Source organism: Lentilactobacillus buchneri, from assembly GCF_018314255.1.
Taxonomy (GTDB): Bacteria; Bacillota; Bacilli; order Lactobacillales; family Lactobacillaceae; genus Lentilactobacillus; species Lentilactobacillus buchneri.
Genome location: NZ_CP073066.1, coordinates 1,205,072 through 1,230,569 on the forward strand (window position 1 = coordinate 1,205,072; position 25,498 = coordinate 1,230,569).

22 protein-coding genes, 1 tRNA gene and 2 pseudogenes are annotated in these 25,498 nt (G+C 43.8%); 6 read left to right on the forward strand and 19 right to left on the reverse strand.

The features are described from left to right. Positions 1-16: 16 nt before the first annotated feature. From KE627_RS05795 to KE627_RS05830, 8 genes and pseudogenes are all read right to left on the reverse strand, one after another. Positions 17-784, reverse strand: coding sequence for a gamma-glutamyl-gamma-aminobutyrate hydrolase family protein (locus KE627_RS05795; RefSeq protein ID WP_013726918.1), 768 nt, complete (start codon positions 782-784; stop codon positions 17-19). An 18-nt stretch (positions 785-802) separates the two neighbouring features. Further along, complete coding sequence (locus KE627_RS05800; RefSeq protein ID WP_013726917.1) at positions 803-1,879, reverse strand: M42 family metallopeptidase; 1,077 nt, start codon at positions 1,877-1,879, stop codon at positions 803-805. A 20-nt stretch (positions 1,880-1,899) separates the two neighbouring features. After that, on the reverse strand, positions 1,900-3,552 hold the full coding sequence (locus KE627_RS05805) for a peptide ABC transporter substrate-binding protein (protein ID WP_013726916.1): 1,653 nt from the start codon (positions 3,550-3,552) through the stop codon (positions 1,900-1,902). A gap of 193 nt (positions 3,553-3,745) precedes the next feature. After that, positions 3,746-3,976 (reverse strand): helix-turn-helix domain-containing protein, encoded by a 231-nt coding sequence (locus KE627_RS05810; RefSeq protein WP_013726915.1) that lies wholly within the window; start codon positions 3,974-3,976, stop codon positions 3,746-3,748. A 60-nt stretch (positions 3,977-4,036) separates the two neighbouring features. Then, positions 4,037-4,501, reverse strand: coding sequence for a flavodoxin (locus KE627_RS05815; RefSeq protein ID WP_013726914.1), 465 nt, complete (start codon positions 4,499-4,501; stop codon positions 4,037-4,039). Between the two features lie 106 nt (positions 4,502-4,607). Beyond that, positions 4,608-5,375, reverse strand: a complete 768-nt coding sequence (locus KE627_RS05820; RefSeq protein WP_013726913.1) for a glucose 1-dehydrogenase — start codon at positions 5,373-5,375, stop codon at positions 4,608-4,610. 85 nt (positions 5,376-5,460) lie between these two features. Further along, positions 5,461-6,081 (reverse strand): annotated as a pseudogene (locus tag KE627_RS12470) (DUF4352 domain-containing protein). Between the two features lie 84 nt (positions 6,082-6,165). Further along, on the reverse strand, positions 6,166-6,567 hold the full coding sequence (locus tag KE627_RS05830; protein WP_013726911.1) for a winged helix-turn-helix transcriptional regulator: 402 nt from the start codon (positions 6,565-6,567) through the stop codon (positions 6,166-6,168). A 101-nt stretch (positions 6,568-6,668) separates the two neighbouring features. Between KE627_RS05830 and KE627_RS05835 the strand changes: the two are divergent. From KE627_RS05835 to KE627_RS05850, 4 genes and pseudogenes are all read left to right on the forward strand, one after another. Then, positions 6,669-7,634 (forward strand): annotated as a pseudogene (locus KE627_RS05835) (2-hydroxyacid dehydrogenase family protein). A 120-nt stretch (positions 7,635-7,754) separates the two neighbouring features. Continuing rightward, positions 7,755-8,171, forward strand: a complete 417-nt coding sequence (locus KE627_RS05840; protein WP_013726909.1) for a MarR family winged helix-turn-helix transcriptional regulator — start codon at positions 7,755-7,757, stop codon at positions 8,169-8,171. Positions 8,172-8,175: 4 nt separating this feature from the next. Then, positions 8,176-8,478 carry a DUF2316 family protein gene (locus KE627_RS05845; RefSeq protein ID WP_013726908.1) on the forward strand — a complete coding sequence of 101 codons (303 nt, stop codon included), beginning with the start codon at positions 8,176-8,178 and terminating at the stop codon, positions 8,476-8,478. A 15-nt stretch (positions 8,479-8,493) separates the two neighbouring features. Next, a complete protein-coding gene (locus KE627_RS05850) occupies positions 8,494-9,501 on the forward strand; it encodes an amidohydrolase family protein (RefSeq protein ID WP_013726907.1) in 1,008 nt (335 codons plus the stop codon). A gap of 87 nt (positions 9,502-9,588) precedes the next feature. Here KE627_RS05850 and rlmH read toward each other — a convergent pair whose 3' ends face one another. The 8 genes from rlmH to yycF all read right to left on the reverse strand — a co-directional run bounded on the left by rlmH (position 9,589) and on the right by yycF (position 20,157). Then, positions 9,589-10,068 carry a 23S rRNA (pseudouridine(1915)-N(3))-methyltransferase RlmH gene (rlmH, locus tag KE627_RS05855; RefSeq protein WP_013726906.1) on the reverse strand — a complete coding sequence of 160 codons (480 nt, stop codon included), beginning with the start codon at positions 10,066-10,068 and terminating at the stop codon, positions 9,589-9,591. Positions 10,069-10,873: 805 nt separating this feature from the next. Then, the gene (locus KE627_RS05860; RefSeq protein ID WP_056938676.1) at positions 10,874-13,051 is read right to left on the reverse strand and encodes a hypothetical protein; all 2,178 of its coding nucleotides are present in this window, start codon (positions 13,049-13,051) and stop codon (positions 10,874-10,876) included. A gap of 186 nt (positions 13,052-13,237) precedes the next feature. Then, a complete protein-coding gene (locus KE627_RS05865) occupies positions 13,238-14,497 on the reverse strand; it encodes a S1C family serine protease (RefSeq protein WP_013726904.1) in 1,260 nt (419 codons plus the stop codon). Positions 14,498-14,589: 92 nt separating this feature from the next. Continuing rightward, positions 14,590-15,393, reverse strand: coding sequence for an MBL fold metallo-hydrolase (locus KE627_RS05870; RefSeq protein WP_013726903.1), 804 nt, complete (start codon positions 15,391-15,393; stop codon positions 14,590-14,592). Positions 15,394-15,413: 20 nt separating this feature from the next. Next, positions 15,414-16,244 carry a two-component system regulatory protein YycI gene (locus tag KE627_RS05875; protein WP_014939045.1) on the reverse strand — a complete coding sequence of 277 codons (831 nt, stop codon included), beginning with the start codon at positions 16,242-16,244 and terminating at the stop codon, positions 15,414-15,416. Positions 16,245-16,260: 16 nt separating this feature from the next. Continuing rightward, positions 16,261-17,559 (reverse strand): YycH family regulatory protein, encoded by a 1,299-nt coding sequence (locus tag KE627_RS05880; protein WP_013726901.1) that lies wholly within the window; start codon positions 17,557-17,559, stop codon positions 16,261-16,263. Then, positions 17,549-19,402 carry a cell wall metabolism sensor histidine kinase WalK gene (gene walK / locus KE627_RS05885; RefSeq protein WP_014939043.1) on the reverse strand — a complete coding sequence of 618 codons (1,854 nt, stop codon included), beginning with the start codon at positions 19,400-19,402 and terminating at the stop codon, positions 17,549-17,551. The genes KE627_RS05880 and walK overlap by 11 nt, the downstream gene beginning before the upstream one ends. Positions 19,403-19,440: 38 nt before the next feature. Beyond that, the gene (yycF, locus tag KE627_RS05890; protein ID WP_013726899.1) at positions 19,441-20,157 is read right to left on the reverse strand and encodes a response regulator YycF; all 717 of its coding nucleotides are present in this window, start codon (positions 20,155-20,157) and stop codon (positions 19,441-19,443) included. A gap of 163 nt (positions 20,158-20,320) precedes the next feature. On the opposite strand from yycF, the gene KE627_RS05895 reads away from it, so the two are divergent. Beyond that, positions 20,321-20,393 (forward strand) — tRNA-Lys (locus KE627_RS05895). Between the two features lie 109 nt (positions 20,394-20,502). On the opposite strand, the gene KE627_RS05900 is transcribed toward KE627_RS05895, so the two are convergent. Continuing rightward, positions 20,503-21,165: a TetR/AcrR family transcriptional regulator gene (locus tag KE627_RS05900; RefSeq protein WP_013726877.1), complete on the reverse strand. Its 663-nt coding sequence runs from the start codon at positions 21,163-21,165 to the stop codon at positions 20,503-20,505. 145 nt (positions 21,166-21,310) lie between these two features. Here KE627_RS05900 and KE627_RS05905 point away from each other — a divergent pair, with 145 nt between their 5' ends. Further along, complete coding sequence (locus tag KE627_RS05905; protein ID WP_056938678.1) at positions 21,311-22,615, forward strand: YhgE/Pip domain-containing protein; 1,305 nt, start codon at positions 21,311-21,313, stop codon at positions 22,613-22,615. 327 nt (positions 22,616-22,942) lie between these two features. Here the strand turns inward: KE627_RS05905 and KE627_RS05910 are convergent, their stop codons facing one another. Then, the gene (locus KE627_RS05910) at positions 22,943-23,836 is read right to left on the reverse strand and encodes a hypothetical protein (protein ID WP_013726875.1); all 894 of its coding nucleotides are present in this window, start codon (positions 23,834-23,836) and stop codon (positions 22,943-22,945) included. Between the two features lie 175 nt (positions 23,837-24,011). After that, the gene (gene dnaB, locus KE627_RS05915) at positions 24,012-25,391 is read right to left on the reverse strand and encodes a replicative DNA helicase (protein WP_013726874.1); all 1,380 of its coding nucleotides are present in this window, start codon (positions 25,389-25,391) and stop codon (positions 24,012-24,014) included. Between the last annotated feature and the right edge of the window lie 107 nt (positions 25,392-25,498).

Genomic DNA, 25,498 nt, shown 5'->3' on the forward strand with positions numbered 1-25,498 from the left:
AAGATCCTTTAGTTTGTTATTCATTCTCAGTGGAAACCGAATCATGTACAGCTTTCTGGTTTGCGAATTTTTCCACTCGTGCCATGAAATCCGCAAACAACGCGTCTTGCTTCTCATCGGTCCGAAACATTGCTTCTGGATGCCATTGAACACCAATGATCAAGTCGTCATCTTGGCTTTCAACGCCCTCAATCACGCCATCCTTTGCCAATGCGGAAATATTGAGTTGGCCAGAAACCGCCTTAACGGCCTCGTGGTGGTGGCTATTAACCAAAGTCGAGTCACCCTGGCCGATAATTTTTGCCAAATAGGAGTCCGGAGTGGTGGAGATGGTGTGCGTTCCTTGTGGCATCGGCGCCTTTTGGTAATGTTGGAGGGTTGGATGATTCCGTTGGCTATACAGATCTTGATAAAGGGTGCCACCAAGGGCAACGTTTAGCACTTGGACGCCCCGGCAGATCCCAAAAATTGGTTTGCGTTTGGCAACCGCCAATTTGACTAAGGCGATTTCGCTGGCGTCCAAGAAGGCATCTGTGTCGCCGAGATTTTGAACCGGCTCTTCACCATAGAACTTCGGCGCAACATCCGGTCCACCCGGCAGCAGCAAACCGTCAATCAGGTCAACGTAGTGCTCCATGATTTCTGGATTGCGGGTGGGAATGAGCACTGGGACCCCACCGTGTTTGATGACACCAGCGACCTCGTCATCGTTGACGGTATTTCTTGCAAGATTATTAATGATTCGAGTCTCTGCGGGAAATCCAATTACATATTGTTTATCCAAATATACCAGCTCCTTGATTTATAGACCGTCAATGACCTTATCATTGAGGCTCAAAATAATTGCCTTGAGTAATTTAACGGTATTTTCGAAGTCAGAATATGCCACAAATCCATAGTTAGTATGTTCATAACGAACAGGAATCCCAATACAAATGGTGGGTGCCCCTTGGAACTCAAGCAATTCAGAACCATCAATTCCACCACCAGTCCGAACAGCACGGGTAAATGGAATACCGTTCTGGTGGGCTTGATCTACAGCCAACTGCTGAAAATGCGGATTAGCAATAAAGGAAGTATCCATATCACGCAGCATCGGCCCACGCTTTAACCCGGTTTGGATCAGCCATTCTGGCGTAAACGTGTCATCAGCTGGGCATCCCTCAAGACAGATTGCGATATCTGGATGAACCTTTTTAACAGTCACTTTCGCACCCCGACAGCCGACTTCTTCCTGGGAAGCAATCGCACCAACCAAGTTAACATCCAAGTTTTCCTCAGCCAGGTCAGACATTGCCGTCATCAAGCATGCAGTACCAATCCGATTATCAAACGCCTTGCCCATCATGACATCTTGAGTTTTGAAGTACTCCCACTCAGTGTCAGGTGCGATGGGACAACCCGTATCAATCTTCAAGACCTCTTTGGTCTCTTCAGCGCTGTTTGTTCCAACGTCAATCACTAGATTGGCAATATCAATTGGTTTTTTCTTTTCTGCCTCTGTCATGAAATGCGGTGGCTTGGTGGCAACCAAACCGGTGATCCATTCTCCGTCTTGGTTTCGAATCCGCATTTTTTCTGCAGTTAAATTAGCGGGTACCCAACCACCGAGCGGAACAAATTTAATGGTTCCATTTGGCTTGACGGCTTGAACAATCAAACCGACGGCATCCAAGTGTGAATCCAGCATCAAAGTTTTGCCTTTGGAAGGTGAATTTTGATTATTTTTCAAATAGACGTTGTTCATGTGATCCGCGTGAACCGAGCTAAAGCTGGAGGCTGTTTGAACGACATAATCCTTTACTTCGTCCTCAAAGCCACTTGGTCCATTTGCATTGGATAAATGTTCAATTAAATTTAGTGCTGACTTCTTATCCAAAATATTACCCCTTTTTCAAATTATTTGGTTAAATAAGCTGTTCTGTAGTCATAATGTCCATTAATTCGATCATAGACAACCCCCTTCAACTTAGGGTTAACCAGGTCAATCCCATTGGCTTGATAAATCGGCGTAATTCCTTGATCAGTGGCCAAAATCTTTTCAGCATTGATTAAATCTTGCCATCTCTTGGTGGCATTATTCGCATCCTTGTTATTGGAATCTTTAATGGCTTGATCAAATGCTTGACTGCTCCACTTGCCATTATTTTCTGGGTTGTTTGATGTAAATTGGGAAAGAAATGAAATTGGGTCAGCAAAATCAGCGGACCAACCCGTAAAGTTAACTTCAAAGTTTCCAGCTGAAGCTCTTGCAAGCATCGAGGCAAATGGAATACTGCTTGATTCAACCTTGAGACCTGGTAACGTTTCTTGAAGCTCACTTTGAATAAACTCAATGACATCTTTGGTTTGATCATCATCGGCCGACAAGAGCTTGATAGTTAAATTCTTCTTACCCAATTGTGATAAGGCCTTTTTGTAGTATTGCTTTGCCTTAGCCGCATCATGATCAACTGTTCCAGGAACATACGCTTCTTTGGCAAAATCCTCACCGGTTTTAGGATTCTTAGCGAAATCGGCCGGCACAAATCCTTTCGAAACAATTGATCCATTTTGCATCACTTTGTTAATTAATTGACTTCGATTCAAAGCTAAAGAGAAAGCCAACCGTAAGTTACGATTCTTGAAGACGCCTTTACGTTGGTTGTATTGCAGATACTCTGTTGCGGCTAGTGGCCGTTTAACAGCATCTTTACTCTTCCCAAGTTGTTTGGCTTGTTCACCAACAAGACTGATTAAATCAAGTTTGCCAGATTGAAACAGGTTATATGCTGTGCTTGGCGATTTGGCAACTGTGTAATTGATCTGAGAAAGTTTGACTGCTTTTTTATCCCAATACTGATTATTTTTAACCAGCTTCCAGGAGTCATTGGTTCCAGTCCAGCCAACGTTTTTGAATGGGCCGTTGTACACGGTGTATTTAGCGGATGTGCCGTACTTCTTACCGTATTTTTCGACAACTTTTTGATCAAGCGGGTAAAGCGTCTCACGCGCCATTACCATTTTGAAGTAGGTCGTTGGACGAGCGAGTTGAACTTTTAGTTGATATTTTCCATTTGCTTTCACACCTAACTTATTCGGTGAAAGTTTACCGTTCACAATTGCATCGGCATTTTTCACATTATCAAAAAGGTAAGTGTATTGACTGGCCGTTTTAGGATTGACCGCCCGTTGCCAAGAATAGACAAAATCTTTTGCGGTCACAGGATCGCCATTACTCCACTTGGCATTGTGACGAATGTTAATCGTGTATGTTTTTCCATCTTTAGAAATTTTTGTCTTGGTTGCCAGCGCAGGTTCCACATTTCCGTTTGCATCATAACGATACAAGCCTTCAAAAGTTTCATCAATTTGAATAAATGACGTTTTATCATAGATTTTTGACAAATCCAAGCTGGTAATCTCAGCTGTCGTGGATAAGCTGATCTTTTGATTTGATGCCAGCTTAGTCGACCCTTGATCGGAGCTCTTGGAGCCACATGCCGCCAGCAAGACTGTTGTTGCTAGAATACCAAGCGATAATAACGATCGTTTAATAACAGAAATACTCATAATGTTTCCCCGTTTCCTCATTGAATTTTAATATACTCAATCATAAACCTTTTAAACTTTATGTCAATATATGGTGATATTATGCATGAATATTCAGTATGCAACGTGGCGATGTGAGAATATGAAAAAGAGCCGCGTTTTTTCGCGACTCCTTCAGCTATTATTCTTCTATACATGGTCATCAAATGCTGATTTAAAACCAATTATCAATTAATTGGGGATTCTTCTCAAGTATCTGCAGTAAACGGCGAGCGGGTTTGCTTGGATGACTTTGACCGGTTTCCCATTTTTTGTAAGTCCGCAATGAGACATTCATGAACAATGCCATTTTGGTCTTATCAGCTGAAACAAGTTTTCTAATTCGAATGATATCTGCGGGTACATAATCAGGAATCGACAAAATGCTGGATTCAAATTTAGCCATTTTGATACCTCCAAAGTGTTAGTGTGCTAACCAATGTCTTCATAGTATCAAAAAATAAGCCTATTTAAAATTATTATCCTTTAAATAATCCCTTACTTGTGCCTCCCCGGAATACCTAAACCCACCAACAATCGCAACCCCGTCTCCAACGGCCGCCTTCAACGAACCAAGGGTATCCTCAAACGGCGTCGACACGCTAGTCGAAAATGGCACCACGCGATTGCCGGAGAAATCATTTTCCATAAACAAAGTGTTGAAGATCCGCGGCACCTGTCCATCCCAAGTCGGATAGCCAACAAAAATATAATCGTATTGGTGTAGATCGGGTATTGCAGTTTTGATGGCAACATCTGCTTTGTCTCGCATTTGCTGCATACCAACTTTGGAGTACTTGTCGTAACCAGCTGGATATGGTGTCTTGGGTTCCAGTCTGATGATGTCTGAATGGGTATATTTTTGAATGGTTTCCGCTGCGGTTTTGGTTGTGCCTGACAGTGAAAAATAAATAATCAATGATTTTGTCATGGTAGCCTCTTTCTATTTATATAATGTTTCTACCCTATACCCTGGAGTGCACTTCATGGCAAACAAAAACCGCGGAATCACTTCCACGGTTCAAACTTATTTAATTTTAGTAGGCAGTCCAACCGCCATCTACCGGCAAGACAGCACCATTTACATAACGAGCCTCATCGGAAACCAGGAACAAAGCGGTGTTTGCGATTTCGGCTGCAGTTCCGGGTTCAGGTGATGCACCCATCCCTTGGGATTGACGCTCATAACCAAATTTATCAACATTCTTGCCCATTGACTCAGCAATATTTGTCTTGATGCCACCGGGGGCAATCGCATTGACTCGAATGCCGTCATTTTGGTACATGTAAGCCGTATTCTTGGTTAAACCAACAACCGCGTGTTTTGAGGCCGTGTATGCAACTCCGGCACGGCCGCCATTCGTTCCACCAACTGACGCAATGTTCAAAATGACGCCCTGCTTCTTCGGCAGGAATTCCTTGATTGCTTCACGAGTCGAGTACATGACGCTGTCAGTGTTAACGGCAAAGACTTTCTTCCACATGTCATCAGTCAAATTGCCAACCGGCGCCATATTGTCCATGATGCCGGCATTATTGACAACAATATCGAGTTGACCAAATTCACTTTTTGCCAACTTAAACATTGCCTGAATATCGTCTTCGTTGGAAACATCTGTCTTGATTGAGACTGCTTTGCCGCCATTTTTGGTGATCGCAGCAACCACTTTGTCAACCCGATCTTTATTCAAATCAGCGGCGACAACGCTGGCGCCCTCAGCAGTAAACAACTTGGCCATTGCAGCCCCCATACCTGATCCGGCACCGGTGACAATTGCGACCTTATTCTTTAGACGATCTGTCATGAAAAAGCCTCCCTTTTATTCATAAAACGCTTACACCATTATTGTATATGATTGAGCAAGTGGAGTGAAAGAAATGCCCCATAACTTACGCTGATTCGTTGATATCGACTTTGACGGTCTTATCATCCCAGATTGACGGCTGATATTCCAACTTCAAGTCGGCATCCCGTTTTGCCTGACCAATCAGGTTACCGGTTACACTCGCGCCGGGATCCAGGTCGCCACTGTTTAACGTATTGTTAGTATATTTTTCATTCGTCACGACTTCCATCATGTTGGTGGAATTCCCATTAGCATTTCATTTGAAGTCAAATGAATTATATGGCTGCTTCTCATCAGTATCATTCTTAATGGTTACATTACAGATCACATACCGATTACCATCCTTGGGCGTATCAAATTCGTTGCCATTATAGAACGTCACTTTATTGATCTTGAATTTATACCCTTTATAGTTGGCCACTTCACCGACATTGTAATTGCTTTTAAGCGTCCCATCGCTATTACTGGAAGAACTGTCCTGAGTCGCTGTAGTAGTTGACTGGTTACTGGCAGAATCGTCTTCTTCACCGGAAACTGCATTGACTGCAATCACCAATCCAAAAACGACCAATACCCAAACCCACCATTTCTTATACCATGGCTTGGCTGGCTTTTGACTATTATTGTTCATAATTGACACCTCCAAAATATTCGCGTATACCATTATGTTTTACTAATTGCAATCATTAGTATAACGAGTGATCGTGATTAGGTCTATTTTGGAGTTTGCATTTTGAAAAATGAACAATCATTCATGTTTGACTTTACCCAAGCCAAATTCAACCTGCCCCAACTGCAAGTCGTCGAGCCTTTGTTGGCCCCATTTCAACATGGCGTCAATAATCGGCATCAATGATTTTCCCAGCGGGGTAATTGAATATTGAACCTTGACCGGAACAGTCTTCAGTGGCTTGCGATTGACCAAGCCATCTTCGACTAATTCTTTGAGCTTTGCCGTAATCTCTTTTCTTGAGGCTGCAGGCAATAATTTTTGAAGCTCATAGAAATAATAGGGTCCATCTGTCCCAAGATGATACAGGATGTTAATTTTCCACTTGCCGCTAATCATCGACAAAGTTAATTCCTTGGGACAGTTGAAAATGCCGTTCGCTAATTTTTCTTGGACTGCTTCTCTTACGCTATCAGTCATTTGAACCAACTCCTTCCATCAGTTACAAAAAAGTGCGGTATTGCAGGTTGTTCAACCTAGCCACATGATGTAGTTAGATTAAATATATGAGGAGGATAATCATGACAAAAGTATTTATCGCTGATCAAATTCCAAGTAAAGCTGTTAAGAAATTATAAAGTGCTGGTCTATCCGTTACCATTCACGACAGTGAGCAGGGCTTAATCACTCACGAAGAGTTGGAGAATGCCGTGAAAGATAGTGATTTTCTGATTACAACATTATCCACCAAGGTCGACGAATCAATCATCAGCGCAGCAACCAAGTTAAAATTAATTGCCAACTTTGGCGCTGGTTTCAATAATATCGACACTAAAGCCGCTAGTACCCACCACATCTTGGTGACCAACACACCGGTTGTTTCAACAAATTCGGTGGCAGAAGTGACCCTCGGCTTAATTCTAGCCATCAGCCATCGGATTGTCGAGGGCGACCGTTTGATGCACAACCAAGGATTTTCGGGATGGTCTCCACTATTTTTTCTAGGCCATGAACTGGCGGGAAAAACATTGGGTGTGATTGGAATGGGCCACATTGGCCGGGATGTTGCCAAGAAAGCGCAAGCCTTTTCAATGAACGTTCAATACTGGCAGCCAGAACAATTTAGATTACCACGAGATGAGGAAAATCGATTAAACATCCGGTTTGCTGAATTCACCGATCTGCTTCAAACTAGTGATTTTATCACGGTCCATGCACCACTGACCGAAGAAAATCACCATCAACTTGACGCCAAAGCCTTCAAGCAAATGAAGTCATCGGCGTTCTTAATCAACGCCGCCCGTGGCCCAATTGTTGACGAAGCGGCTCTGGCATCGGCACTAGAGAACCATGAGATCGCCGGTGCGGCTTTGGATGTCTATGAGCACGAACCAACCGTTACCCCTGGACTGAAGTCAATGAATAACGTCATCTTGACGCCGCATATCGGCAACGCAACCGTTGAGGCGCGTGATTCAATGGCTGAGATTTGTGCCAATAACATTTTGGACTTTTTAGCTGGGAAATCAATTCAATCGGTTAATTAAACAAACAATCTGAATTCCTCCCAATCAAAGGGGGGATTTTTTAATACATAGTTTTGGTTAAAACAGTTGCATTTACAACTATTGGTGGTAGACTATAAATCTAAGTGAGGAGGTCATGTTTTGAAAGATCGAAATTCAGTATCATCGCTCATTCATCAAATTGCCAAGCTGGAAGAAGGCTTGATTAATCAGCAGTTGCGCGAACTCAATTTAAATGTCGATCAAGCCCACACGCTGCGGTACATTGGCGATCACCCGGGGACAAATCAGCGGGCAATCACAATTATTTTAGGACGCAGCGCTGCCAGTGTTTCCAATTTGTTAAAAGGACTGGAAACCAGAAACTTGATCGAGAAAAAATTCAATCCGGATAATGACCGCGAAAAACAGCTGACCCTGACTCCAAACGGCAAAGAGACCGTCACGGCGGTCAAGGGTGCGTTCGACGTCCTCGATGAGAAAGTCGATGCAGCTTTACTTGCACCGGATGCGATTTATGACCAGCTCACTCAAATTTATCAACAACTAAAGGAGTAATCACATGTCACTCACACCACAACAAGAAATCGACACCAAGCAGCAAATTAACGCCAACTTCAAACTAGCAGAAGTCCCCATCGAACAAGTGGCTCAAGATCTGGATACCACGCCGGAACATGTTCAAGACATTTTGGACTTGAACCCCACCCGGTTGGAGGAACCTTGGATTCTCAAAGCGTACCTGGATGAGAAAATCATTGAAAAAGGCGGCACACCGGTTCCTTATACTGCATTGCTGGGGGACCCGAAGCATTACTGGTTCTTGAACAACCGCTTTTTGAAGAAGGGTAAGCTGCTAAGCTAAGGAGGCAGACATCACATGAAAGTCATTACATTAGAAGAACATTTTTCATCACAAAAGTTGGGTCAGAAAATGGCCGAGGTCTTACCAAAACGACCAATCGGAAACGTCAGTCCGAAGATGCAGGATTATATGCAGCGCTCACTACCACCCGAGGCAGAATTGGAAGACGTCACCGGCAGTCGGATTCAATGGATGGATCAACACCAGATTTCAATGCAAATCCTGTCATACGGCAATCAGAACCCGCAAAATTCAGATCCGAAGTTTGCGGTTGAACTGACAAAGTTGGCGAATGATGAGCTGGCAAAAGCTGTTGCGAAAGCCCCCGATCGCTTCCGTGCCTTTGCATCGCTCCCGGTTTCCCATCCCACTGACGCTGCGGCAGAACTGAAACGCGGTGTCGAAGAGCTCGGCTTCAAGGGGGCCATGCTAGTGAGACCAACTTCTCAGGCTCATCCATTCTTTGATGATCCATTCTACCTACCCATTTTTGAGGCGGCAGCCAACCTCAATGTGCCAGTCTATCTGCATCCCTCATTCCCAGATTCACAGATTATCGACTACTATTACTCTAACGGTCCGTGGGATGACAAGGTTTCCGGTATTTTGGGAACTGCAGGCTATGGTTGGCATACCGATGTCGGTATCCAGACCGTCAGACTACTATTAAGTGGCGTTTTCGAAAAGTACCCGAATCTGAAATTGATCTCCGGTCACTGGGGCGAGTTTGCCTCGTTTGCCCTTGAGCGAATGGATCAGGTCATGTATCCGGAAACCAACCTCAGCGAACCCATTTCAAAGATTTATCGCGATCACGTGTATGTCACCCCAAGCGGTATTTTGACCGAACCGCAATTGAAATTCGTGAAGGACGAAGTGGGGATTGAGCATTTGCTGTACTCGATTGATTACCCTTATATCAAACCGGAAAATTCTGGCAGTTTCATTGAGAGCAGTCCTCTAACGGATGAGGAGAAGGAATTGTTTGCGCATGGGAATGCGGAAAAGTTACTGCAACTCTGAATCTGATAACATCATAACGATAAAAAAACCAGCTGGTATTCCCAAATAGGGTTACCAGCTGGTTTTGATTTGCGCAGTAATGGGCGGTCACTTATGATAAGGGCTGCCCTCATTAATCATAAAAGCCCGGTAAATCTGCTCAGTCAACACCAACCTCATCAATTGGTGGGGCAATGTGAACCGGCCAAAGGAAATCTGGGTGTCGGCACGATCGAGAACGTGTTTCGATAACCCAAGTGATCCGCCAATAACAAAGGTGATGTCCGAATGACCATAGGTTGTCAGGTCGGCAATTTCCTTCGCAAACGCTTCTGAAGTCCGCTCCTTGCCTAGGATCGCGAGTGCGTACACGTACTCGCGGTCCTTTATTTTGTCCAGAATTCGCGCACCCTCTTTGTCCATCACTTCATCCATTTCTGCTTGGCTGAGTGACTCTGGCGCCTTCTCATCGGGAACTTCCACAATCTGAAACTTGCAAAAGCGCGATAACCGCTTCGCGTATTCCGCAATCCCCTGCTTAAAATACTTTTCTTTTAATTTTCCAACAACGACCAATTTAATGTTCACTATGTAATTGCCTCCAAATTTATAGTTATCCTGTGTAAAAAAGCGGGCTTATTAACAAGTTGTCCACAGAGTTATCCACAGGTTTATGCACCTTATCAACTTTTCAGTGACCCGCATTATTTTAAAAATTGTCAAGGGTCAAAAATGTTATCCACAGAACTGTGGACAACGTGTGTTCGCAATCTGTCACCGCAAACCCTATTATATCAGTCATTATCTCAACGAACAAATCCCCTTTTTATATCAAAAAAAGTTATCCACAATTTCTGTGGATAACTTTTAGTTTTTGGGGGATAACTATTCAACGTTATTCTATCAGTGGATAACAGAATCTTGTGGATTGTCCACAGAGTTATCCACAGCCAAAATGTGGATAGTTTATCAAATCTTTACATCCGATGAATTTTTTAAATAAAACTTGGTTCGTCGTTCGTATTTATACCATGTGTACGGTACAAGTTCCATATATTTGGTAAGGCCGTTCGTAAACAGTGAAGCGGTCCAATGTTTGCGGACAAATCGAATCAATTTAATCATTATACCTGAATTGTCCCAAACAAATCCACTTTAAAGATTGGAGAATCACCATTGACAGTCAACTTGATTAATCACGATGGGGAATGGGCGTTGCCGATCCCTGGGGATATTAGCCCTAAATATGAGTCTTATCACGTGTTTCAGACGGAGGAGGGTGTTATCCTCTGTGTTCCACTTAGGGCTCTTAAATAAGAAGCCATGTGGCTACAGACACAAAAGAACTTCAATCCCAACTTGAGAATTGAAGTCCTCTGATCAACTTTTGTGCTTATTCACCAAACAACTCTGCGAGTGTTTTGGCTTTCATATTGTTGCTATCAAGGGTAATCTGTTTACCAGCCTTGACTTCATCATACTTCAGTACCACTTGATTGCCTGTATCACCAATAGTTGCATTCCCCTGCTTGTCGAATAGAGGCTTATTAGAATCTAGTCTGTTACCAATCGACGTATCAGGATTATCAGGTTTAGCGGTAAAGGTTAATTTGAATACATAAATTGTCTTACCACTCATACCGTCTGCAAATAACGTTCCATTCGTTCCACTGTAGTCACTAGCCGCTAAATGAGTTCCAGCTCCCCAGAGGAAACCGTCATTCTTTGCTGCGTAGTAAATTGTATTCAATCCCTGATCCTTAACAGCAGCATTGAGGTTTGCAACCGTAACCACATCGCCGGCATAACCATTGATATTCGCGTCTCCAGCCAATGCTTTGCTAAAGTTTGCGTCACTATCACGTTTACCGTTTGCATTTTCAAAGTATGCAAGATCCTGAGTTACGTCCTTGGTATCAGATTTATCAAAGAACAGTGCACTGGAAACCAATGCCTTCGCTGGCAGCTTAGCGACAACCAACTTAACATCCTGACCATATGCAGCCGCTTTAATGGCAGCTAAGTTCGCAGCAAGTTGATCCTTGCTCAAACCATCAGTGGTGTAGCCCTTAATACCAGCCTTGGCCAAAAGAGCAGCATAAGCCTTCTTCAAGGTAGCAGCATCAGGTGACGTTGGGTCAGCAACACTAACAGTCTTAATCGTGTCCAAAGCCGTTTTGTCATTTGTGCCTTTCGTCAAGGTTGTTGAACCAACAGCCTTACCGGCCTGATCAACAAACGACAATTGAACTTCATTGTCTTTGATTGGGTCAACGGCAACGGTCTTAATGGAAACCTGGTTACCGAATGTCGTTTGAGCAATTTGAGCTTGTTGGTCAGTGGTCAATGTGTTGTTGGCGCTTAATGCAAAACCGGTACCCTTTAACGCATCAACTAACTTAGCTTGAATAGCAGCCGTATCGGTTGCCGCCAATTTCCAAGTTGAGCCATCCTGCACACCCACCGGTTGACCATTGGCAGCGTTAGCAGTCGTGTAATCAACATAATTAATCACGTTTCCGCTCGGATCTGTCAAAACAATCCGAACTGCCTTGTTAATCGTTGGTTTCACAACTGAAATCGTCACGCTGGATCCAAAGGTTCCCTGGGCAATGGCCGCGATCTGGCCTTGAGTCAAGGTGAATCCCGGATAACCGAGTGGTGAAAGTGCAGAGGCAATCTGTGACTGAATTGAACTGGAATCATTGGAATCCAGCTTCCAAGTGCCATTCACATTGGAGCCGACTGTTGCGCCTTTAGTTACCCCAGTCTTCGTGAAATCACCCGAGGTCAATGACGAACCTGTCGCCGAATCAACTAACTTAATTCGAATCGCGTTATCAGCAATTGGTGAATTGATGTTGGTTGTCTTCTTCAATCCTGAATACAAAATCCAGCCATCCGCGCCGGAGTTACCATTATTGGTGGCAGAAATGTGAACCCATTGGTCACCTTCACGGGTTCTCATCCCAGCTTGGTCAATTTGGTAACTGACATTTGCATAAGGTCTTGAATCAGTTACCTGACGGCCAACCTTGTATTGCGTCCAAGCTGGCTGCTCATATGTAACTGTCTGATTATTGTTTGCGGTTCCCGGGTTTGCGAATTGGAACGTCCCGTTGCTCATATCATCAGTGAGCGAGTTCTGTTGGAACGTCAGATAGGATTTCACCCCGCCAGCAAAGCTTGACCGACTCTTACCACCATAAATCCAACCGCGATCCTTACCGTCAAAAGTAACCACCTTATAATACACTTTTCCCCGGTTGGTTCTGGCAACCCGATAAGCGCGAACGTTCTTGCTTGATCGGGTTGATTTGGCAAGATCCCGTAACGTAATGGTGGTTGCGACCTTCTTGGCTCCTTTTAGTGCTGAAGCCTTGGTCCACAATGCCGCTTTACCGGTAAAGGTCACGTTGCGCGAAGCTCCGGTACCCCTCAATTTCACGTTCGACGTAACCCGGACCCGAGATTTTGCTGAAACAGCTGAAGACTGCGATATCCCAACTACAGCAAAGACTCCCAGAGCAGCCATGGAAACCAGGATTGATCCCTTAATATGAATTTTCATGTCGATATCCCCTTTGATCAATTTGTGCTACATCATTATTGTATCTCAAATGTGAATTTATTAACATTACATGAATGTTAAGTATTACACTTATGTTAAGTAAGTAACGACCGACAATTCATTTTAAGGCAAAAAATAACCTCCGCTTATGAGAAAACGGAGGTTATCAATACTTATAATTAAGGATTATTTACTTGCTTCGCTTAAAACTTTACTGGTTGCTTTTTCGTTCAAAGTAATTGAGCCAGTCTTCTTGTCACCTTTATGATAATAGGTAACTGAGATCTTATCGCCAATCTTGTGCTTATACAGAATATCACGCAATTGACTTTGTTGAGTAATCTTAGTGCCATCCAGCTCGGTAATCACATCGTATTTGGCCAATCCAGCCCGCTTAGCAGGTGAATTAGCGTTCACGTTAAGAACAACCGCCCCTTGAGTAACACTCTTAGGCAGCTTCAAAATAGAGCGTTGCTGCTGCTCGGAAATGTTGGATAGATCGGTGTAGCCGATTCCCAGTGCCGGACGGATAACTTGGCCGTTCTTGATCAACTGGTTGATAATCATAACCACTTCATTACTTGGGATCGCAAAGCCCATTCCTTCAACACTGGTACCCTGCTGATCAGAAGCTAATTTCATGGAATTGATCCCGACCACTTGGCCGGCAAAGTTAATCAATGGCCCACCGGAGTTCCCGGGGTTGATCGCAGCATCAGTTTGAATAACCGTTGCGTTACCAATTTGTTGGCCACTCTCTGAAGTTTGCGGTACTTCCCGTTTCTTAGCGGAAATAATTCCCTGAGTTACTGAAGTTGCGTACTGTGAGCCCAGTGGTGAACCGATTGCGAGAACCGGTTCGGCAACCTTGATGTTATCAGAGTCGCCAAAAGTTGCGACTTTCTTGACCTTGTCAGAGTTAATCTTGATAACGGCCAAATCAGAAACGGCATCCTTACCGACAACCGAAGCGGAAACCTTCGAGCCATCGCTGAGAATAATCTCGAGGGCATTGGCACCGGCAACCACGTGGTTGTTGGTAACGATGTAAGCAGTATTGCCGCTCTTCTTATAGATCACACCGGATCCTTCGCTTGAGGCTTCAAGTTCGCCGCTGCTCTTCTTTTTGCTGGAAGAACCGCCTTGAATTTGACCCAAAATTCCAGATAAGGTGTCGTCGCTTGAACTTTGTTTCTGTAAATTAATAACGGAAACAACAGTGCTCTTAGTTGCGTTAAACGCTTTTTCTGCCTGAGTATTGAGATTAACTTTTACGTTGCTGACCTTGGTATTGCCATTCTTGTTCGTACCAGAAACCAGCTCTGTTCCAGTTCCATTATTATTGTTGTTAAAATAAGAAACTCCGCCGTAAGTAATCCCGCCGCCAAGTGCGCCAGCGATCACAGCGGTCGCAATGAATTTTCCAAATCCGTTATTTTGTGCCAATTAGTGTGCCCCCTTATTATTTTATATTACCTATAATATACTTTTTTCATGACGAAAGTGTGTTTTAAAGTTTAGAAATATCTAAAGGATTTTTAAATAATCATTAAAGGCGAAGCGTGGTCCTGTGAGGTATCGTACAGCTTAAAGTCCTCACCGACACCCATATCGTGGTCTTCCAAGATGGAAGCCACCGTCAAGTGGGCAAGCGTCTTCATGTTATTATGCAGGCTGCGATGACCTAAGAAGACTTTTTTAGTCCGATGACCGATGACATCCAACATGGTGTTGGCGCCATCTTCATTGGACAAATGTCCTTGATCACCCAAAATCCGCTTTTTGGTCATCCAAGGATAATCGCCATTTTCCAGCATTTCAATATCATGGTTACATTCCAAAAGATAACCATCGGCATCTTTGATGACGCCTTCCATGCGATCAGAAACATAACCGGTATCAGTTAGGATAACAAAAGACTTGTTATTATGATGAAAAACATAGAATTGTGGCTCAGCAGCGTCGTGGGACACCGAAAAGCTTTCAACATCAAGATCGCCCATATCCATCACACTGTCAGGAGCAATGATGTTCTTTTGATCGTCTGCGACCTTACCAATCCTTGGCGCCATAGCATTCCAGGTGCCTTCATTGGCATACACCTGAATCCCATATTTGCGTGCCAAGACACCGGCACCCAGTCGGTGATCGGAGTGCTCATGGGTCACAAAAAGTGAGTCGACGTCACTGAGGTCTCGACCAATCGAATTCATGAGCGCTTCAATCTTCTTGCCGCTCAATCCCGCATCACACAAAACTTTGTGGTCCGGCGTTTCGATGTAAGTCACGTTACCGCCACTACCGCTGGCGAGGACGCTGATTTTCATATCATCATTATTCATAACCGTTCTTCTTCCTAACTTTAATTCATTGATGTTTGACTATTCTTTAAATTCTCATCAGTTTGTTTGATAATGCCACCCGTAAACGCGTTGATCCGTTTCAACTGAACTTGGGTAGAATTTTGAGGTCTAATTGCGATAATCCAAGTTGGAATAAAGACTCGATCGCCATCGATTGACAATAACTTGGTGTACCCGAGACTTGCCCATGCAACCGTGGTGTTATTCGGAATCTCATTATACTGATACAACCAAATTAACGCCCGGGTTTCCGAAATGGTTTCCGAACTTTCGCGCAGGCTCTTGATTCCCTGCAGATAAGACTGAGTGTAACTGACAATCTGATAATTGGAATTCAGCGTAAATCTGATCTGGGCTTCAGAGGAGTAAATCGAACTTCCCATCGCCTTTTGATTGTAAACGATATTCCGACTGGTTGAAAGGTTTTTGCTGTAAACGTACTGGTCACCAAACAACACAAACGTGGAATCGGTTAACAATTTATCAATTGATTTGCGTGGATTATTCTTATCAACCGTGATTGGCTGCTTAAGTTCACTTTCCAGCTCATGACCAACAAATTGGGGAGTCTGGTTAACCAATTGTCCCATCTGGTTACGCAAAACGTCGCTTTGTTCACCAGAAATGTAATAGGCAGTTTCGTTCTTCTTGGACAAGTTGCCAACTTTAATCTGGTCGTTACGCATTTCCTTGACGATCACTGAATCCGAGTCGCCTTGGGACACGTTGTCGGCCTGCATGTCCATGTTCTTTTTGAACATCCCAAACAAGAAAATGTCGATTGCGATAAAGGTCACTAAAAAGATGATCTCAATTCTTCGAAAGTTCACCAGGCTCCCTCCTTTCCTAATATTGGTTCATAAGTGCAGTGTAAGAGCGCCATTGATTTTTATAATAGATGTACCAATCTGGATTCAGGTCAATCAATAATGGAGATGTAGAATCCTTCTTCCAAGTATAACCCAGACGGACTTTCTGAAGATCCTTTAAATTGTACCCACGATTGACCAGCCGCTTCAGCATTGTTTCAGTTGACGGCAGCGAAACGTAGCCCTTGTTACTTGGCAGCGGCACCTCAGGATTATCCAATGAAAATTGGATCCGCTGAGCACTGGAGTTCAGTGTCCGCGTCGAGACGGTCCCAAAGCCACTGGCTCGAAAAATCGGAAAACCTTCAACATAGGTCCGATACATCACCGTCCGGCTCTTTGGATCATAGCTGAAGAAACGGACGTTATCCATTGGCAGCCCTAACTTAGTGATGTTCTTGTAGGAATCGTTAATCGTTGACGTCAAACTGCGGCGGTTATGATTTGGCCGAAAGTCAGAAAATTCCGCCATCCGGTTTCTGGAGTTAAACGTTAATTGCAGCGAACTTTGATCACCGTAGATCGTCATATTCTTTCGCCGCTTAACGTTAATGCTGGTTGAATCCTGAGTATTCAGCAGTCGGCTAACATAGTAATCGTCAGATTGACGGTCAATCAAATACTTATAAGGCTGCATCTGCACGGAGCTGGTAACGTATACGATCGGCCGATTATTTAATAACTTGAAGCTGGCCGGTTGCGTCCGCATGTCCATCTGCAGAACCTTGTTCAAAGATTTTAAACTGTGTTTTTTAACATCGACTTCATACACAGTGAAATTTTTATCATAGAGAAGATACAGTTTAGTTGAATTGTTGGTTGGCAAGACAACTCGGTTAATTTTGATGTTCGGCAGCTTCCGGAATCGATTGCTGACAATTGCGTTAAATGTCCGCATCGAAACCGTGTCTGAATAGTTCAGCATAATCGAATCAGTCTGGTTAGCGATTCGAAAATAGTCAACTTGCGAATTTTTGCTTAAAGTTTTCATCCGCGGATTTTGATAATGATGCATCGTTTTCTTAATCTCAGTCACGGTGTTCACTAACTTGTTGACCATAATCTGTTGGGTCCCGTCCGCATTCGTATGAATTGCCTGAACCGGTGAGTAGACGTACCGTTTGGGCTTAATCATCTGCTGCGTCTGCGGGCTTTGCGCCGTTTGCTTATTGGTCCGATAATTAGCCGGATTGGTCCAGAGAACCACCGAGAGCGTTAGACTGGCAACCACCGCAATGGTGAGTGCAAGGGGTATTAAGTATTTACTAAACCTCATCCCACAAGTCCTCCTCTTCTACCGGTTCGTATGGCAAAGCAATATAGAATGTTGATCCCTTGCCTTCCACACTCTCGGCCCAAATTTGGCCATGCAAGGCCTCGACAGTTTCCTTGGAAATCGCCAAGCCCAATCCGCTACCGCCTTGCTGACGGGAACGGGCCTTATCAACTCTATAGAACCGGTCAAAGATATGCGGAATATCCTTTCGCGGAATTCCCAATCCTTGATCGCTGACACTTAAGATGACCTTATTTCTGGTTTCATAGAGCCGGCACGTAATCACGCCGCCATCCGGTGAATATTTGATGGCGTTATTCATCAAATTATCCAATACTTGGGTAAAGCGGTCGGTGTCCAGGTCAACCCACAGATCCCGCTTGGTAAAGTAGCGTTTGATCGTATAGGTCTTTTCTGGATGATCTTCTTTTTTAAGAATCATGTCAAATCGGTTCAAAACATAATTGAACAATTCATTGATATTGACCAATTCCACTTCCATCTTCTGCGTCCCGGAATCCATCCGTGACAATGTTAACAGGTCGTTAATCATACGAATCATTCGATCGGTTTCATCTTGAGTGACTTTCAAGAACTTCGGTGCCAGCTTCGGATCCTTCCAGGCACCATCAGACAGCGCTTCAATGTATGAACGAACACTGGTCAATGGGGTTCGCAATTCATGAGAAACGTTGGACACGAACTGTTTACGATCTTGATCGATTCGCTGCTGCTCGGTGATATCACGAAGCACGCAGACCAGCCCGCTAATGAAGCCGGATTCCCGTTGAATCAGTGAAAAATGGGCGTGCAAAACCAGACTGTGATCTTCACTTGAAAAATCAAGGATTAACTCATCCGGTTTTTCAAGCAAGTCCCGCAGACTGTAGTCTTTGCGAATATCCAACACGTCCAAAATCGACTTGCCCATGGCTTGGTTTTCATCAAGATCCAAGAAACTGGCGGCCGTTTCATTAATGATAATCACGTTTCCACGCCGATCGGTCGCCAAAACACCATCGGTCATATTTGCCAGGACCGAATCCAAGCGTCGCCGTTCAGACTCAGTTGACTCATGGGACTCTTCAACCCTGACAGATAGGTTGTTAACCGCACTGGCAAGTTGACCCAGCTCATCATTTCCATAAACGTGAACTTGGCCGGAATAGTCCCCACGGGCAATTCTGATGGTCTGCTTCTTCATTTCTTCAATCGGTCGTGTAATTGCTCGCGAAATAACAATCGAGATTAATAACCCCAAAATAATGGCAATCGACGCGGCGAACAGATAAATCAGCGTAATGCTGTTAATACTGTCATAGACGCTGTCGAGGTTCGCCCGGGTGTATACCACCCCGACGACCGTACTATTATTGTTGGAGCTCTTAATCAACGGTGAAATCATGGTGTAATAACGCGCACCAGTTGAAGAATCATAGGTTGTCTTTTCAAATTTTTTCCCGTTGTAAATTGCGTTCTTGACGTTATCATCGGTGGTCTTTTGGCCAACGATCGCCTGGTTGTTAATCTGATTGGTACCGCGAATTGTCCCTTTATTATCAATGACTTGAATTTGCGCGGTATTGCCGCTGTCGGAATCATTCAAGATGGTCTTGATCCGGCCGTTGGCTTTTGTTTCATCGGCACTTGACAATTGGGTCGTCAATGAATTGGTGACATAAGTCTGCAGTTGAATTTGGTTCTTAAAGGTCGCCAAATTTTGATGCTCCAGCTGCCTAACAAAGACCGCACCAACGATTTCCAGCGTTACCAGGAGGATCAGGGCGAAAACCAGTGCGATCTTAAATTTGATTGATTGGTAAAATTTAATTCGATTATTCACAACCAGTTAATACCCCTTATGCATTGATTTCATTGAGATTATGCTTGATCACTTTCTGGGTTGCGCAGGTAATAACCTACCCCACGACGGGTTACCAGCCAGGTTGGATGACTGGGGCTGTCCTCAACTTTTTCACGGAGACGCCGGACAGTGACATCAACGGTTCTCACGTCACCAAAATAATCATAGCCCCAAACGGTCTGCAGTAAATGCTCCCGGGTCATGACTTGGCCAATGTGTTGGGCCAAATAATGCAACAATTCAAATTCACGGTGGGTCAATTCAATATTTTCACCCCGTTTGGAAACTGAGTAAGCTTCCGGATGAATCACCAAATCACCGATCTTGATATCTTTATTTTCGTCTTCTTCGTTATTGGAACTGCTATTGGTCCCCTGACGGCGTAGGTTAGCCTTCACACGGGCGACTAATTCTCGGTTCGAGAATGGCTTGGTCACATAATCATCAGCCCCAAGCTCCAAGCCAAGAACCTTATCCAACTCGGAATCTTTGGCAGTCACCATAATGATTGGGGTGTCCTTAGTCTTACGGACTTCCCTGGCAACTTCCAGGCCATCAACTTTGGGTAACATCAGATCCAAGATAATTAAATCCGGATCAACGTCTTTGACTTGCTGCAATGCTTCTTCACCATCATAAGCTACTGAGACTTCGTAGCCTTCTTTAGTTAAATTAAATTTTTCAATGTCGACGATTGGTTTTTCGTCATCGACAACCAGTATCTTTTTTGCCATTAACAATTTCTCCTAACATGGATTTTAATATTGTTATTTTCTAAAATTTGCACACGCCAACATGTTGCTATTATAACACAGACCGATATTGGTCAAATAAATCCCCTTTTCCGTGTTGCAAATATTTTGAGCATATGCTATTATATTTAAGTCGGTTAGTAATGGGCAGTTAGCTCAGTTGGTAGAGCAACGGACTCTTAATCCGTGGGTCCAGGGTTCGAGCCCCTGACTGCCCATCAATTACATACCATTAAATAACGATCACGCAGCTACTCATAGCCGTGGTTGTTATTTTTTTGCCTAAAAATAGCTGTCCACTGCATCCCTTCATAGGATGATGGACAGCTATTTGACGTTATGATATGTTAGTCCATTCGTCAAAAAGACGGTCATATACTTAATTTCATCTTCAATGTTCACCGGAATGCCGAGAATTCGTTTGCCAAAATAGCCAATGACAGACGAAAACAGGAATTGAATAACATAACGCTCCGGGAACCGGGCCATTTTGCCGGTCTTTTGCAGATGTTTGATATTTGGTATCACGTTGGATGATATGTGACTGCTAAAGGCCTCTGTAAGCTGTGAAATAATCCCCTCATCTTCAACAATCACCTGTCCGGCAAGTAACTTCAAGGCAGCGTAGTTCTGGTCGATAAATCTCAGCCGATCAGGAACGATTGCTCTGACAAAGGGCTCGACCTCATCGTAAGACTTGCTGAAAGCCGTATTGCCAAACTCGTCAACGGCTTTAGGCAATACATCGTTTAATAGTGGGGCCAGCACCGCCACCAATAAAGCCTGTTTATTGTGGAAACGCTGATAGACCGAACCGACAGCCACGCCTGCCCGATCAGCAATTTGGGCACTTGAGGTTTCACTAAAGCCTTGAGTAGAAAACAGTTCGAGGGCCGCCTGGAGGATCCGCTTCTGTTTATCTGTCAGACCGTCCATTTTTTTGAGTGTCTCTTTATATAATTGTTGAAAATCATTCTCTGCATCAGCCACAGCTCGCACCTCATTTCGTTTTTAGTTTAGCGGACTTGGAATGACTTTTCAAATGTGTTTGACATTTGTTTAGAAAAAGATTATTGTTGCTAAGTTACAAAAATGAATGAGCATTCATTCGTTATTTTAAGGAGGAACAACTAAAATGTCAAAATGGTTTTCAAATAAATTTAGTTGGCTGGGAATGTTAGTCGCCAGTTTTATTGCAGTTTCGTTTGTATTCTGCATTCTACCGGCTTTCAAGCACATGCCAACCAATACTCAAAACTTACCAATCGTCATTGTCAATCAAGATAACCAACAGATCTCGGATAAGGTTGCCGACGGTTTGAAGGACAACCTGCCCTTCAAGCATATTTCGACTTCGAGTAGCCTAAGCCGAACCAAACACCGAATCGAACTTCGTAAAGCTTCGCTGGCGGTTGTGATTCCCGATGGATTTAATAAGGACGTTCGTGCCGGCAAACGACCAACCGTTAATTTTGTCGTCAATAACGCTAATAGCATGGTCCAAACCAACGTTAATCAGGGACTGATCTCCCGGATCCAAAGTACAGTTAACGCCCAGTTGACCCAGCAGTCGCTTGTCGGCATGTATGCCAAACAACTTGCGCCTAAGATGATGAAAACTGCAATGGCAGCTGGAATGAAGACCGCCATGCAAAAAGCTATGACGGCCTCAAAAGGTCAAGCTGTTAATCAAAAACAGATCCAAAAACAGGTTCAAGCAAAAGTACAACTCAAGATCCAAAAGCAAGTCATGGCCCGGGCCACTAAGATGGCAGCACCATTTAACATTACGGCTAAATCATCGACCGATACCATGGGTACCAAGCAGGTCAATATGCAGCACCAGATGGCACCGATGTTTATCTCGATGGGCCAATATCTGGGCCTGATGATCGCTTCAATCATCATCACGATGACCTTCATGTCGGTTCGTTTCATCGCCGGCAAGTGGAAAACCTTCCTTGGCCTTCAAGTCACGGGCGTTATTACCGCGGTTGTTTTAGCATTATTGACCGTTGGTGCGCTGCGATGCCTCGTCAGCTTTGACGGTGGGGTTTTCAACGCTTTGCTTTGGCAAAATGTCTTGTACGATTTTGCAGCCTTCGAACTTACCAGCGGCTTGGCACTTCTATTTGGCGGCCTACCAAGTTTGCTGATTCAATTACCACTGTTCGTCCTTCAAATCATGGCTGGTGGCGGAACGCTCCCACGGGCGGCCATGACCAGTTTCTACAAGTTCTTAAGCCAAACGACGCCAATGTACCAAAACATCTACAGCAGTTATAACATCATGGCTAACCTCGGCAACACAGGTGCCTTCCAGCAGACCCTCTGGTGGGTTGCACTTGGTGGCCTGGTAATCGGGTCACTGGCAGTCTGGATTGGTTATCGCGGCAAAGAACGACGCGGTTTGGCAGCTGTTATTCCGACCAAGTTTTAAAAAATAATGAATATCCCAAAGACGGCTTCCCTCAAAGGAGCCGTCTTTTTGCATTGGAGAAACGATTTACAAACCACAAACACTATTGACGCATTTAACATTTGCAGGAACGAATCGTCATTGCAGCTCATTTATGACCCGAATCGCTTTTCCCAAAATTTGATTATTAGTGTCTGTAGTGAGGATGATTGGCTTAGAATTCCATGGCGGGAGTGACACACCACATACGGTCTATAGTTTTGATAAGTCGGTTTTTGACTAATATCTGACTAATACTAAAGGGACTCAGATTTTTCCGAGTCCCTTTAGTATACATAAACCACATTTTTAATTTTCTTTTTCCCCTAAAACAACATTATAAATCAAATAAAATGATGGTGATCCCCCAGGATGGATAAGCGTATCACTTTTGTGATTATCTTGATCCCCCACCTCATCATAAATACAAATTCCTAGTTGATAGTTTCCCATATTGGCTCTCTTCTCAGCAGTGTATCCCGCCGCATCAAGCATTTTGGCAACTGCATTTACTCGACCCGTAGCAGGTAATAAATATGTCGAATTCAAAAACGATGAAGGATCAGACCCAAGAAAATAATGGTTTTTGTAATTTGTATATTTACTACCCTTATACGTCAGATAATTGGCATTAAAATCCAATTTATTGGTAAATCCATTAAGTGGGATTAATCCTGTTTTAGCAATTGGATTATTGTTAGCAACTTGCTTTGACAAATCCAAACTAACCTGACTATTCGGGAATAGCTTCAAAATCTGTCTAGCAAGTTTTTGAGATGGTGCCGTCTTTAAATAGTTAATGTATTCTGCATCGCTAGTAAATGAATTAACGTTCTTAGCTAAAGCCCTGGTTACATATTTATGATAGACAAGCCCCCGAACTGATTGATCAGCGTTACTAATCTTATAATAGATGCCCTTTCCATGCTTAGTTGTAACGGAAACAGCACTATACAAATTCCATTCGGTGTACTTATAGTTGTTTAGTTTATGAATTCGCTTGGTATGCTTAAAGTTCCACATGTAACCAGTTTGCTGATCCTTCTGAATTGTTGGGGCCGTATACATATGCGTTGTATCCAATCGATCATCATGATTATCCCAATAAACTTTAATTTTACTTTTTGCCTGGCTGGTGTTTGAAATGCCAAGGATGAGTAGAAAAGTCACTACCAAAATTCCAATCTTAAGCCGTTTTGTCATTAAAGACCCTCCAATTTAAACAAATTCACAATTGTCCTCAAGTCTGATTATACTTGATCATCGAAATTCTTGCCAAATATCTGACATAGAAGAATCTTACAAATAACGATATTAAAATACGGCCAATGGAAAATTTCCCAAAGGCCGCTTAGAATGATATTTTGGATAAAATCTATTACTGCTGAGCATAGGAAATCGATGAAAACTTATTATACGACTTCACGAACAGTAATTTAACCGTTCCACGAGGGCCAGATCGGTTCTTCTCAATAATGACCTCAACTTCTCCGACATTATTTTCGTCGTCTTCACCCTCGGAGCCGGAATCATCACTATCATCGTCTTCATCACGATAATAATCATCACGGTAAAGAAAGGCGACGATATCGGCATCCTGCTCGATTGAACCTGATTCACGGATATCAGATAAGACGGGCCGCTTATCCTGGCGTTGCTCAACTCCACGAGAAAGCTGAGATAGCGCAATCACGGGGACATGGAGTTCCTTGGCCAATTTCTTCAATTGACGGGAAATGCCGGAAACTTCCTGTTGCCGGTTTTCGGCGTTACTGCCTTCAATCAGCTGCAGATAATCGACAACCACTAAGCCCAAGTTACCGGTTTCCTTCGCCAGCCGTCGACATTTAGCGCGGATTTCAGACATCTTGATCCCCGCCGTATCGTCCATATAAATGTTGGCCCGAGACAAACTGCCCATGGCAACTACCAGATTCTGCCACTCATCTTCAGTTAGTTGACCGGTCCGCAAATGGTTGGCATCAATACTACCTTCGGCACACAGCATCCGGTTAACCAGCGATTCGGCACTCATTTCCAAACTGAAAATAGCGACAGTTTTATCCGTTTTGGTCCCGACATTTTGGGCCAGATTCAAGGCAAAGGCCGTTTTACCAACGGCCGGTCGGGCAGCTAAAATGATCAGCTCATCGCTATGCAAACCTGTTGTGATCTTGTCGAGTTCCGGATAACCGGTTGAAAGACCGGTAACCGCATCCCCTTCTTGGGACAAGCGGTCAATTTCGTTAAAGGCGTTATTTAAGACTTCTTTGATCGGTTTAAAACCAGACTGAGTCCGATTTTCAGCCACATTCATAATATCTCGTTCAGCGTCATCCAAGACCGTGGTGACATCGTCATCGGTATTATAGCTGTTAGTAACGATGTTGGTGGCAGTTTGGATCAGCCGGCGCAAAATGGCCTTATCCTTGACGATTTTTGCGTAGTAAGCCACGTTGGCAGCCGTTGGGACAGAACCAGCCAGATCGGCGATGTATTCCATGCCGCCAACGTCGTCCAAGTTATTTTGTTCAGTTAAAATGTTGGTGATTGTCACCACATCAATTGCTTCATCGCGGTCGTTTAAAGTGACCATATCCTGATAGATAATTTGGTGAGCATGCTTATAAAAGTCATCAGGCTCTAAGAACTCCATGGACTCAACCAAAGCATCGGTACTCAAGAAAATCGATCCGAGGACGGCCTTTTCCGCGTCGATATTTTGTGGTGGTAATTCGTTTACAAACTCATTGCTCATGTTTATTCCTCAAATTCGTTCACGTTAAATACAATAGTTAAATTGTAGCACACTCCCCTTAAATCTGGTCAGATTGGAGAAGAAAAGAGACTCGCCCACAAGGTGGT

Bases quoted from the DNA above. Each gene is read 5' to 3' on its own strand.
- KE627_RS05805 (WP_013726916.1), bottom strand. From the start codon at position 3,552: ATGAGTATTTCTGTTATTAAACGATCGTTATTATCGCTTGGTATTCTA.
- KE627_RS05810 (WP_013726915.1), bottom strand. From the start codon at position 3,976: ATGGCTAAATTTGAATCCAGCATTTTGTCGATTCCTGATTATGTACCC.
- KE627_RS05815 (WP_013726914.1), bottom strand. From the start codon at position 4,501: ATGACAAAATCATTGATTATTTATTTTTCACTGTCAGGCACAACCAAA.
- KE627_RS05820 (WP_013726913.1), bottom strand. From the start codon at position 5,375: ATGACAGATCGTCTAAAGAATAAGGTCGCAATTGTCACCGGTGCCGGA.
- KE627_RS05830 (WP_013726911.1), bottom strand. From the start codon at position 6,567: ATGACTGATAGCGTAAGAGAAGCAGTCCAAGAAAAATTAGCGAACGGC.
- KE627_RS05845 (WP_013726908.1), top strand. From the start codon at position 8,176: ATGTCACTCACACCACAACAAGAAATCGACACCAAGCAGCAAATTAAC.
- KE627_RS05850 (WP_013726907.1), top strand. From the start codon at position 8,494: ATGAAAGTCATTACATTAGAAGAACATTTTTCATCACAAAAGTTGGGT.
- KE627_RS05860 (WP_056938676.1), bottom strand. From the start codon at position 13,051: ATGAAAATTCATATTAAGGGATCAATCCTGGTTTCCATGGCTGCTCTG.
- KE627_RS05870 (WP_013726903.1), bottom strand. From the start codon at position 15,393: ATGAATAATGATGATATGAAAATCAGCGTCCTCGCCAGCGGTAGTGGC.
- KE627_RS05880 (WP_013726901.1), bottom strand. From the start codon at position 17,559: ATGAGGTTTAGTAAATACTTAATACCCCTTGCACTCACCATTGCGGTG.
- yycF (WP_013726899.1), bottom strand. From the start codon at position 20,157: ATGGCAAAAAAGATACTGGTTGTCGATGACGAAAAACCAATCGTCGAC.
- KE627_RS05905 (WP_056938678.1), top strand. From the start codon at position 21,311: ATGTCAAAATGGTTTTCAAATAAATTTAGTTGGCTGGGAATGTTAGTC.
- KE627_RS05910 (WP_013726875.1), bottom strand. From the start codon at position 23,836: ATGACAAAACGGCTTAAGATTGGAATTTTGGTAGTGACTTTTCTACTC.
- dnaB (WP_013726874.1), bottom strand. From the start codon at position 25,391: ATGAGCAATGAGTTTGTAAACGAATTACCACCACAAAATATCGACGCG.